Origin of the sequence: Albidovulum inexpectatum, from assembly GCF_002927635.1 — a bacterium.
Classification (GTDB): domain Bacteria; phylum Pseudomonadota; class Alphaproteobacteria; order Rhodobacterales; family Rhodobacteraceae; genus Albidovulum; species Albidovulum inexpectatum.
In genome coordinates, this window is sequence record NZ_PRDS01000008.1 from 39773 (window position 1) to 50896 (window position 11124).

General features: G+C 63.8%; 11 protein-coding genes. 6 read left to right on the forward strand and 5 right to left on the reverse strand.

From position 1 onward, the window contains the following. Positions 1-131 precede the first annotated feature (131 nt). A complete protein-coding gene (locus LV82_RS12090; protein ID WP_104072050.1) occupies positions 132-395 on the reverse strand; it encodes an accessory factor UbiK family protein in 264 nt (87 codons plus the stop codon). Positions 396-509: 114 nt separating this feature from the next. Here LV82_RS12090 and lgt point away from each other — a divergent pair, with 114 nt between their 5' ends. The 4 genes from lgt (at position 510) to LV82_RS12110 (ending at position 4592) form a co-directional block, all read left to right on the forward strand. Beyond that, positions 510-1418 carry a prolipoprotein diacylglyceryl transferase gene (gene lgt, locus LV82_RS12095; protein ID WP_104072051.1) on the forward strand — a complete coding sequence of 303 codons (909 nt, stop codon included), beginning with the start codon at positions 510-512 and terminating at the stop codon, positions 1416-1418. Further along, positions 1415-2491 carry a class I SAM-dependent methyltransferase gene (locus LV82_RS12100; protein WP_104072053.1) on the forward strand — a complete coding sequence of 359 codons (1077 nt, stop codon included), beginning with the start codon at positions 1415-1417 and terminating at the stop codon, positions 2489-2491. Before lgt ends, LV82_RS12100 begins: the two co-directional genes overlap by 4 nt. Before the next feature lie 5 nt (positions 2492-2496). Next, the gene (gene pgeF / locus LV82_RS12105; protein WP_104072156.1) at positions 2497-3258 is read left to right on the forward strand and encodes a peptidoglycan editing factor PgeF; all 762 of its coding nucleotides are present in this window, start codon (positions 2497-2499) and stop codon (positions 3256-3258) included. Positions 3259-4019: 761 nt separating this feature from the next. After that, entirely contained in the window at positions 4020-4592 is a 573-nt protein-coding gene (locus LV82_RS12110) for a Hint domain-containing protein (RefSeq protein ID WP_170063418.1), read from the forward strand. An 11-nt stretch (positions 4593-4603) separates the two neighbouring features. Here the strand turns inward: LV82_RS12110 and LV82_RS12115 are convergent, their stop codons facing one another. Then, the gene (locus LV82_RS12115) at positions 4604-5104 is read right to left on the reverse strand and encodes an Lrp/AsnC family transcriptional regulator (RefSeq protein ID WP_104072056.1); all 501 of its coding nucleotides are present in this window, start codon (positions 5102-5104) and stop codon (positions 4604-4606) included. A 194-nt stretch (positions 5105-5298) separates the two neighbouring features. On the opposite strand from LV82_RS12115, the gene trxB reads away from it, so the two are divergent. Next, positions 5299-6267 carry a thioredoxin-disulfide reductase gene (gene trxB, locus LV82_RS12120; protein WP_104072057.1) on the forward strand — a complete coding sequence of 323 codons (969 nt, stop codon included), beginning with the start codon at positions 5299-5301 and terminating at the stop codon, positions 6265-6267. A gap of 218 nt (positions 6268-6485) precedes the next feature. Further along, entirely contained in the window at positions 6486-8192 is a 1707-nt protein-coding gene (locus LV82_RS12125) for a bifunctional sulfate adenylyltransferase/adenylylsulfate kinase (protein WP_104072059.1), read from the forward strand. A gap of 145 nt (positions 8193-8337) precedes the next feature. Here the strand turns inward: LV82_RS12125 and LV82_RS12130 are convergent, their stop codons facing one another. Genes LV82_RS12130 through LV82_RS12140 form a run of 3 tightly spaced genes read right to left on the reverse strand, consistent with a single transcriptional unit; the run spans position 8338 to position 11115 of the window. Then, positions 8338-8769: a F0F1 ATP synthase subunit epsilon gene (locus LV82_RS12130; RefSeq protein WP_104072060.1), complete on the reverse strand. Its 432-nt coding sequence runs from the start codon at positions 8767-8769 to the stop codon at positions 8338-8340. 9 nt (positions 8770-8778) lie between these two features. Then, positions 8779-10221, reverse strand: coding sequence for a F0F1 ATP synthase subunit beta (atpD, locus tag LV82_RS12135; RefSeq protein ID WP_104072062.1), 1443 nt, complete (start codon positions 10219-10221; stop codon positions 8779-8781). 18 nt (positions 10222-10239) lie between these two features. After that, positions 10240-11115 (reverse strand): F0F1 ATP synthase subunit gamma, encoded by an 876-nt coding sequence (locus tag LV82_RS12140; RefSeq protein ID WP_104072064.1) that lies wholly within the window; start codon positions 11113-11115, stop codon positions 10240-10242. Between the last annotated feature and the right edge of the window lie 9 nt (positions 11116-11124).

An 11124-nucleotide genomic window follows, 5' to 3' on the forward strand; every position in this document is an offset into this window, starting at 1 on the left:
GCAGCCCTTCGGTTCATGGGGCGCGAGTCGATTCCGCCCCTCCAGCCATGCTGTAGGCGAGGCTCTGGCCTGTAAAGCAATATTTTAGAGCGCACCACAAAATGTTGTGGACAACACTGGGGATGGAAACATCAGCTCGTGGTGGCGTCGTCGGAGAGCCGCTTTTCCAGCGCCTCGATTCGCGCTTTCAACGCCTCGTTTTCCTCGCGCGCCTTGACGGCCATGGCGCGGACGGCCTCGAATTCTTCGCGCGTCACGAGATCGCGATCGGCCAGCCAGCGATCCATCCACGATTTCAAGGCGTTCTCGGCCTCGCTGCGCGCGCCCTGGGCGACGCCCATCGCGTTGGTCATCAGCTTCGACAGATCGTCGAACAGCTTGTTCGGTCCGGTCATCGCATTCTCCCTACCACCGTGTCGCGCCATGGCCTATATGAGCGCCCACGGCGGAAAGCTCAAGGTTGACTTCGCCATTCCAAAGCGGTCTGTCCCGTCTGACAGGAGGTCCGCATGATTGCCGCCATACCCTTTCCCGACATTTCGCCCGATGCGGTCGCGATCGAGCTGTTCGGCCGCACATTTGCCCTGCGCTGGTATGCGCTGGCCTATCTTGCCGGGCTGATCGCCGGCTGGCGCATCCTGATCGCGTTGATGCGGCGCCCCCAATTGTGGCCCGCCAATCGCGCGCCAGCCGCGCCCGAGCGTATCGACGACCTGCTGACCGCGATCATCCTGGGCGTCGTCCTTGGCGGGCGTCTGGCCTATGTGCTGATCTATCGCCCCGGCCATTACCTGTCGCACCCGGCCGATATCATCCGCATCTGGGAGGGGGGCATGTCCTTCCACGGGGGCTTTCTGGGGGTCGTCGTGGCCGGATTGTGGTTCTGCAGGAAATATGGCGTGCCGCGGATGCAGCTGGCCGACGCCTTGGCACTGGTCACGCCGATCGGACTTTTCCTTGGGCGGATCGCGAATTTCATCAATGCCGAATTGTGGGGCCGCCCGACCGACCTGCCCTGGGGCGTGATCTTTACGGGCGTCGCGGCGCAGACCTGCCCCGGCATCCTTTATGGCGAATGCGCGCGCCACCCAAGCCAGCTTTACGAAGCGGGCCTCGAGGGGCTGCTTCTGGGGCTGGTCCTGTTCATCCTCTTCCGTCGTGGCGCGCTAAAGAGGCCGGGCACCATCACGGGTGCCTTCATTGCGGGCTATGGCGTTTCGCGGTTCATCGTGGAATTCGCGCGTCAGGCCGACGCGCAGTTCATCACGCCCGACAACCCGATGGGACATGTGGTCCGGCTGGGCGCGTTCGGGTTGACCATGGGGCAGCTTCTGTCCCTGCCGATGATCCTGGTCGGCATCTGGCTGATTCTGCGCGCGCAAAGGGGCGGCGCGCCGCGATCCGAGGCAGGCGCATGACGACTCCGCTGGGCCGGTTTCTGATCCAGCGTATCGCGGCCAGCGGCCCGATCTCGCTGGCCGAGTACATGGCCGAATGTCTGCTGCACCCGGACCACGGCTATTATGCCACGCGCGATCCTCTGGGCCGGGCGGGCGATTTCACCACCGCGCCGGAAATATCCCAGATGTTTGGCGAGATGCTGGGACTGGCGCTTGCCCAGGCCTGGCTGGACCAGGGGCGGCCCACGCCCTTTGTCCTTGCCGAGCCGGGCCCCGGCCGCGGTACGCTCATGTCCGACATCCTGCGCACGATCCGCGCCGTGCCCGGCATGGCCGATGCCGCCCGCATATACCTGATCGAAGCCTCGCCCACCTTGCGCGCGCGTCAGGCCGAGACATTGAAGGGACATGATCCGGTGTGGCTGGAACGGGTCGAGGATCTGCCGGGCGCGCCCCTGTTTGTTGTGGCCAATGAATTCTTCGATGCGCTTCCGATCCGTCAATTCGTGCGCAAGGGAGACGGATGGGCCGAGCGACAGGTCGGCCTGGTGGACGGGCGGCTTGCCCCCGGGCTCGCCCCGCCGGTGCCGCTGGCCGCTCTGGCGGATCGGCTGGCAGACACCCGCGAAGGCGACGTCGTCGAGATCTGCCCTGCCCTGCCGGGCATCGCAGCCGAAATCGGGCGTCGCATCGCGGCACATGGCGGCGCGGCGCTGATCGTCGATTATGGCGGGTGGCATTCGCTGGGCGACACGTTTCAGGCCGTGCGCGGCCACAGCCCGGTGGATCCACTGGCGGAACCCGGCCTTGCCGACCTGACCGCGCATGTGGATTTCGAGGCACTGGCGCTTGGTCTGCGCGCGGGGGGCGCCGTGACAACCGCCATGACCCCGCAGGGTGTCTTCTTGGAAAGGCTGGGGATAACGGGCCGTGCGCAACGTCTTGCCAACGGCCTGTCAGGAGACAAGCTGGAATCGCACATCGCCGCGCATCGCCGCTTGACCCATCCCGGAGAAATGGGACAGTTGTTCAAGGTCATCGGCGCTCATCCCCCGGGATGTCCGCCACCACCGGGACTGGACCCTGCCTGATGACGATGACGACGACGCTCGAGATCATCACCCACGAGACGCTGTCGCCGCTGCGGCACGGTTTTTTCACACGCAAGGGCGGCGCGTCGTCGGGCATCTTCGCGGGCCTGAACTGCGGCCACGGCTCCTCGGACCAAAGCGAGGCCGTCGCGATCAACCGCGAGCGCGTGGCCGAGGCTCTGGGTGTGTCAACGGGCGCGATGATCGGCGTTCATCAGTTTCATTCGGCAGAGGTTGTGACCGTCACCGGGCCATTGATGGCGCCGATGAAGGCCGACGCGATGGTGACATGCGAGCCGGGGCTGGCCCTGTGCGTTCTGACGGCCGATTGTCAGCCGGTTCTGTTTGCCGACCACGATGCCGGTGTCATCGGCGCAGCCCATGCCGGATGGCGGGGCACGCTGGACGGGATTCTCGAGGCCACGATCGATGCGATGGTCGCCCTAGGCGCAAGGCGCAGCCGGATCGTGGCGGTGATCGGCCCCACGATCAGCCAGCGTGCCTACGAGGTCGGCCCCGAATTCATGGAGCGTTTCCTTGACGAAGATCCATCCTGGTCGCGCTTCTTTGCAGGGGGACCGGGCGACAGGGTGATGTTCGATCTGCCGGCATTCGGGCTGTATCGCCTGCGCGAAGCCGGCATCGGCAACGCGGAATGGACCCGGCACTGCACCTATTCAGACCCGGATCGGTTCTTTTCCTACCGGCGCTCGGTCCACAGGAAAGAGGCCGATTACGGGCGCCTGATTTCGGCGATCCGGCTTTAGGCCTTCACGCATTCTCAAGCTTTTCGCCGTCAAATCGCTATGTCCGCGCCCAATCGCTGCCGCAATTCTGGGTTGATCATGGGATCAGTAACGAGTGTCCGACATCGCAACCACCCTGCGCGAGGAGACACGGCATGAAAACCGAACGCCGCTGGATTGCCAGCGTTCTGCGCGAAAGCGCCAAGAATGATGTGACAATGCCCTGGAGCCGCAAGAGCACAGAGCTTTCCGAAGCTGCCTGACGGAAGGGCACCTTCCAGAAAGCTCTGCGGCCGTCTTGTCCCAAGGCGCCACAAAGTCACTTTGTCCGACATGGACCGCAGGCCGGGCCCGAAGATCGTCTTCGGGCCCGGAAATTTCTTAAAAGGGACACGGCCAAATCTTGGGCCCTGCGCCTGCAAACACAATGAGCCGAATCGGTTGTAGATCCCGCACGCACCGGCCAATTGTCGCCTGCCCACCAATGAACCTTGCCATTTGCGCAAGATTGGCCACGCAACCGCTGGCGATTTACCTTTTGTTTGACTCTTTCGTGGCCAGCCGCCGATATTGGCCCTGTCCGGTGCATCGGGTGGGGGCCCGCATCCGTGACGATATTTGAGGTCGTTTTCGTGACGAGTATTGATCGCTCCGCCAATGCCATGGCGGTTTCCGGCCCCGCATTACATACATCGCTACCCCGGCGCGAAGCCTCCAGCATGGTGGGGCATGGTGACCAATCGGGCACCCGGCTTTGCCGGCGCTACAGGATTTCAACCCTGTTGCCGGATGGTTCGATCCTGGATCGCGTCGAGATCGCCCCGGCGGAACCGCCATTCGAATCGGCCTTCGCCGCAATGGGCGCGGGCTGCATGATCGCAACACCCACCGGCAGTATCGCCGCGATTGACCTGATGCCCGGAACAACCGTTTGCACGGCACAGGGAGCAACCGCTCGCGTCCTGTGGGTTGGGTCGGTCACGATCCATCCCGCCGAGGCCGAAGCAGGCGGTTCATGCCTTTTCCGGGTGGTGGCGGGTGCGTTTGGTCCGCAAACGCCCGAAACCGATCTTCTGCTTGGTCAGGGTGCGCTGCTGGCCACGGGCCCTGCCGGCCCCCTGGAGCGTGCCCGGGACATCGTCGATGGCGACAGCATCATCGCGACACGTCCGATCAGCCCGGTCAGCCTGCATCAGGTCGTTCTTGACCGGCCGGGCTTGCTTAAAGTCTCGGGACTGTATCTTGCGCCGGGCAAGACTGACCCTGGCACGCGCCGCTTCCGTCGCGCCGAAGACCGCCGCAGATTCGCCGAACTTTTCGCCGGGCTGTGCCTGTCTGGAATGAACGCCGCCTGAGCCCGACGGGCTCAGGCGCTGCGCGCCAGACGCTCTTCCAGCACTTCGAAGGGAACGCCCGGCTTGTCCTTGGCGCAGCGGATTACCAGTGAGGTCTTGACGCTTGCCACGTTCGGGGCCGAGGTGAGTTCCTCGGTCAGGAAGGTCTGAAAGGTCGACAGGTCTGGCGCGACGCATTTCAGGATGAAGTCGATCTCGCCGTTCAGCATGTGGCATTCGCGCACCAGCGGCCAGCCTCGGCAACGTTCCTCGAACGCCGACAGATCGGCCTCGGCCTGGCTATGCAGGCCGACCATGGCAAAGACCTGCACCTCGAACCCCAGGGCGCGCGCATTGACATCGGCGTGATAGCCGCGGATATAGCCTGCCTCTTCCAGCGCGCGCACGCGCCGCAGGCAGGGCGGAGCCGAGATGCCGACGCGACGGGCCAGTTCGACATTCGTCATGCGCCCGTCTTCCTGCAGCTCGGCCAGGATCTTGCGATCGATTTCGTCGAGCTTGTTCGCGCTCATGCCACTTGTTCCCCGTTCAGTTCAGTGCGGACCTTACCAATTCACCCCAATCTGCGCAAGATTATTTCAATATATAGCAATATATTTTCACGGCCGGCCCGAAGCCCGGTATCTTGGCGCGCCCGGGTCCCCAGGGCTTTTCGCGGCCATGCAGGCGGCATATATCGGTGGGCGATACGAGGAAAGGAAGGACCATGGCCGATACAAGACATACCCGGGTACTGATCATCGGCTCGGGCCCGGCGGGCTATACGGCCGGGATCTATGCCGCGCGGGCGATGCTGAACCCGATCCTGGTGCAGGGCATTCAACCCGGCGGTCAGTTGACCATCACGACGGAAGTCGAAAACTGGCCCGGCGACACCGAAGTCCAGGGGCCCGAACTGATGGCCCGGATGGAGGCCCATGCCCGCGCCATGGGGACCGAGATCATCAGCGATCACATCTCTGCGGTCGATCTGTCGGTGCGCCCTTTCGTGGCGAGGGGGGACAGCGGCACGACCTATACCGCGGATGCCCTGATTCTTGCCACCGGAGCACAGGCCAAGTGGCTGGGCCTGCCCAGTGAAGAGAAGTTCAAGGGCTTCGGGGTCTCCGCCTGCGCGACCTGTGACGGCTTTTTCTATCGCGGCAAGGAGGTCGTCGTGATCGGCGGCGGCAACACCGCCGTCGAAGAAGCCCTGTTCCTGACGAATTTCGCGACCAAGGTCACGCTGATCCACCGCCGCGATGAGCTGCGCGCGGAAAAAATCCTGCAGGACCGGCTGTTCAAGAACCCGAAAATCGTGCCGCTGTGGCACCATACGGTCGAGGAAATCCTGGGCACCGAAGATCCGAAGGGCGTAACCGGCGTTCGTGTGCGCAACGTCCAGACAGGCGAAGAACAGGTCCTGCCCTGCGACGGCGTCTTCGTGGCCATCGGCCATGCGCCCGCATCCGAACTGGTCAAGGATCAGCTGGAACTGCATCACGGCGGCTATGTGAAGGTACGCCCCGGTTCCACCGAAACCTCGGTTCCGGGCGTCTTCGCCGCAGGCGACCTGACCGACCATGTCTATCGTCAGGCGGTCACCTCGGCCGGAATGGGCTGCATGGCTGCGCTGGACGCCGAACGCTGGCTGGCCGCCCAGGATGCCGCCGGCGAGGCCGCGGCCGCCGAATAGATCCACCCAAGGTGCAACCCGGCCCGGCAAGAGGGAAGAGCGTCCAGCCGATGAAGGCTTGATCGGGACGAATTCCGCCTTGCCGGGCCGATATGCAACTTTTGCCCGAATTCACGATCTGACACGCGCGGACGGTTGAACCGCCCAGGCATTCGGGAGTATGCGGCACGCAGCGCCGCGTCCGCGGCCATGTCGTTGTCACGAGGATTGTCCGAATCATGACCTTGTCCAATCTCGCTCCGATCCCGGAGCTTTTCGTCTCGCATGAATCCGCGCAGAAGCTGAAGCACGAAGCGGCAAACCTGCCATCCTGGGATCTGAGCCCGCGCCAGATCTGCGATCTGGAATTGCTGATGAATGGCGGATTCTACCCGCTGAAGGGCTTTCTGACCCAGGCTGACTACGAAAGCGTGGTCGAGAACATGCGTCTGGCCGATGGGACGCTGTGGCCGATGCCGATCACGCTGGACGTGTCGGATGCCTTTGCGGAAACGATCGAGCCCGGCCAGGACATCGCGTTGCGCGACCAGGAAGGCGTGATCCTTGCCATTCTGTCGGTGACCGACAAATGGGTGCCGGACAAGAAGCGCGAGGCCGAAAAGGTCTTTGGTGCCGATGATGTCGCGCATCCGGCGGTGAACTACCTGTACCACACGGCGGGCAATGTCTATCTTGGCGGCCAGATCACCGGCATCCAGCCGCCGATCCATTATGACTTCAAGGCCCGCCGCGAGACGCCGAACGAGCTGCGCGCTTTCTTCCGCAAGATGGGCTGGCGCCGGATCGTTGCGTTCCAGACCCGGAACCCCCTGCACCGCGCCCACCAGGAACTGACCTTCCGCGCCGCGCGCGAGGCTCAGGCCAACCTGCTGATCCATCCCGTCGTCGGCATGACCAAGCCGGGCGACGTCGATCACTTTACCCGCGTGCGCTGCTACGAGGCGGTTCTGGACAAGTATCCGGCCTCGACCACGCATCTGTCGCTGCTGAACCTTGCCATGCGCATGGCCGGTCCGCGCGAAGCCGTCTGGCACGGGATCATCCGACGCAATCACGGCTGCACGCACATGATCGTGGGGCGTGACCATGCGGGCCCGGGCAAGAACAGCCAGGGCGAAGATTTCTATGGTCCCTATGACGCACAGGAGCTGTTCCGGCAGTTCCAGGATGAAATCGGCATCGAAATGGTCGATTTCAAGCAGATGGTCTATGTCGCCGAGCGGGCACAATACGAGCCTGCGGACGAGGTCGAAGAAGGCGCGACGATCCTGAACATCTCGGGGACCGAGCTGCGCCGCCGTCTGCGCGAGGGATTGGAAATCCCCGAATGGTTCTCGTTCCCCGAAGTCGTGGCCGAACTTCGTCGCCGCTATCCGCCACGTGCCAAGCAGGGTTTCACGGTATTCTTCACCGGCCTGTCGGGGTCGGGCAAGTCCACGATCGCCAACGCCCTGATGGTCAAGCTGATGGAGATGGGCGGTCGCCCCGTGACGCTGCTTGATGGCGATGTCGTGCGCAAGCACCTGTCAAGCGAGCTGGGCTTCTCGAAAGAGCACCGCGATCTGAACATCCGCCGCATCGGCTTCGTCGCCAGCGAGATCACCAAGAACGGCGGCATCGCGATCTGCGCCCCGATTGCGCCCTATGCGGCAACCCGCCGCGCGGTGCGCGAGATGATCGAACAGTTCGGCGCCTTCGTAGAGGTGCATGTTGCAACCAGCCTCGAGGAATGCGAACGCCGCGACCGCAAGGGCCTGTACAAGCTGGCGCGCGAAGGCAAGATCAAGGAGTTCACCGGGATTTCCGACCCCTATGAAGAGCCCGAGAACCCCGAACTGCGCGTGGATACCGAAGGGCTGGAGGTCGATCACTGCGCCCATCAAGTGATCCTGAAACTCGAGCAGATGGGCCTGATCAAGGCCTGAGACGCGCGGGTGCGTCAGATCACAAGGGGCCCCGAAAGGGGCCCCTTTTTCGTTGCATGACGCGACGCCTCCCTTGCCGGGGCGCGACATGAAAAAACGCCCGGGCGCAGCAGCCCCGGGCGTCGTCGATCTTGTGAAGCAGGCGTCAGAAATTCGGCTGGTTCGGATCCAGACCGATATGTCCACCCATGGCAACGAGGTCGGCCAACAGCTTGGCCGCATCGTCCACCATATTGTGATCCTGTTCGGCCTTGGCCTTTTCAAGGGCAGCCTTCGCCTTGGCGATGAAGCCGTCCAGCACCTCGCGCGTGACTTCCGAGACATGCAGCGAATGCTCGGCCAGAACCGAGATGCTGTCGCCGTTGATCTCGGCAAAGCCACCGGTCACCGCGTATTCATCGGCACCTTCCGGGCCGTTGATGCGCAGGATGCCCGGCCGAAGCGTCGTGATCAGCGGCGCATGGCCGGCCATGGCCGTCAGGCCGCCCGCAGCGGCCGGGATGTTGACCTCGGCCACCTTGCGCGAAACCAGCCGGCGTTCCGGGCTGACAAGCTCGAATTGAATCAGGTCGGCCATAATGCCCCCTTATGCCGCTTCGGCGGCCAGCCGCTGCGCCTTGGCTTTGACGTCCTCGATGTCGCCAACCATGTAGAAGGCGGCCTCGGGCAGGTGATCGTATTCGCCGGCCACGACCGCCTTGAACGAAGCGATCGTCTTTTCCAGCGGAACCTGAACACCATCGGCGCCGGTGAAGACCTTGGCGACGTCGAACGGCTGCGACAGGAAGCGCTGGATCTTGCGGGCGCGGGCCACGATCAGCTTGTCCTCTTCGGACAATTCGTCCATGCCAAGGATCGCGATGATGTCCTGAAGCGCCTTGTAACGCTGCAGGATCGCCTGAACGTCACGCGCGACCTGGTAATGCTCTTCGCCGACGATCGCCGGGTCCAGCATCCGCGAGGTCGAATCCAGCGGGTCCACCGCCGGATAGATGCCAAGCTCGGCGATCTGACGCGACAGAACGGTCGTGGCGTCCAGGTGCGCGAACGACGTCGCAGGCGCCGGGTCGGTCAGGTCGTCGGCCGGAACGTAGATCGCCTGAACCGAGGTGATCGACCCCTGCTTGGTCGAGGTGATGCGTTCCTGCAGCGCGCCCATGTCAGTGGCCAGCGTCGGCTGATAACCCACCGCCGAGGGGATCCGGCCCAGAAGCGCCGACACCTCGGAGCCCGCCTGGGTGAAGCGGAAGATGTTGTCCACGAAGAACAGAACGTCGGTCCCCGATTCGTCGCGGAACTTCTCGGCCAGCGTCAGGCCGGTCAGCGCGACGCGGGCACGCGCCCCCGGGGGCTCGTTCATCTGGCCATAGACCAGCGCCACCTGGCTTTCTTCCAGGTTGTCGGGCTTGATGACGCCGGATTCGATCATCTCGTGATACAGGTCGTTGCCCTCGCGGGTACGCTCGCCCACACCGGCGAAGACCGAGTAGCCCGAGTGCACCTTGGCGATGTTGTTGATCAGCTCCATGATCAGAACGGTCTTGCCGACGCCGGCGCCGCCGAACAGGCCGATCTTGCCGCCCTTGGCATAGGGGGCCAGCAGGTCAATGACCTTGATCCCGGTGACCAGCACTTCCGAGCGGGTCGACTGCTCGGCAAAGGACGGAGCCGGCTGGTGAATGGCGCGGGCTTCGGTCTTGTCCACCGGGCCCTTTTCGTCGACAGGCTCGCCGATGACGTTCAGGATACGGCCCAGCGTGGCCTTGCCGACCGGAACCGTGATGGGTTCACCCGTATCGACGACTTCCTGTCCGCGTACCAGACCTTCGGTCGCGTCCATGGCGATGCAGCGAACGGTATGTTCGCCCAGGTGCTGCGCAACCTCGAGCACGAGGCGCTTGCCGTTGTTGTCGGTTTCGAGCGCGTTCAGAATCGCCGGAAGGTGATCGTCGAACTGCACGTCCACGACCGCGCCGATGACCTGCGTCACGCGGCCCGTCGCGGCAGCTGCTTTCGGTGCTTTTGCCATCTTGTTTCTCCGGTTTCGTCAGAGCGCCTCGGCGCCCGAAATGATTTCGATGAGTTCCTTGGTGATCGCGGCCTGGCGCGAGCGGTTGTAGAGGATCGTCAGCTTGTCGATCATCTCGCCGGCGTTGCGGGTGGCGTTGTCCATCGCGCTCATCCGCGCGCCCTGCTCCGAGGCCGCATTTTCCAGCAGCGCCGCGAAGATCTGCGTCGCAACCCCCCGTGGCAGAAGATCCTTCAGGATCTCTTCCTCCGAGGGTTCATAATCATGCTGCGCGCTGACGCCTGCGCCCTCTTCTTCCTCGAACTGCGCCGGGATGACCTGCTGCGCCGTCGGGATCTGGCTGATCACCGACTTGAAGCGGTTGTAGAAGATCGTCGCGACGTCGAATTCGCCCGCGTCAAAACGGGCCAGCAGGTCGCTTGCGATCTCCGCGGCGTTGTCATAGCCGATCCGCTTCACCTCGGACAGATCGACATGTCCGACGAAGAGATCGCCATATTCCCGCTTCATCTGCTCGCGCCCCTTGCGGCCAACGGTCAGGATCTTGACCGTCTTGCCCGCGGCACGAAGCTCGGCAATGCGCTGCTTGGCCAACCGCACGATCGAGGAGTTGAAGCCACCGCAAAGACCGCGCTCGGCGGTCATCACGACCAGCAGATGCGTGTTGTCCGACCCGGTTCCGGCCAGCAGACGGGGGGCCGTATCCGACCCCCGGGCTGCCGCGGCCAGGCCCGAGACGACCGCGTTCATCCGCTCGGCATAGGGCCGGGCGGCTTCGGCGGCATCCTGGGCGCGGCGAAGCTTGGCCGCCGCGACCATCTGCATGGCCTTCGTGATCTTCCGCGTCGACTTGACGCTTTCGATCCTGTTCTTCAGGTCCTTAAGGCTGGGCATGTCCCTGCT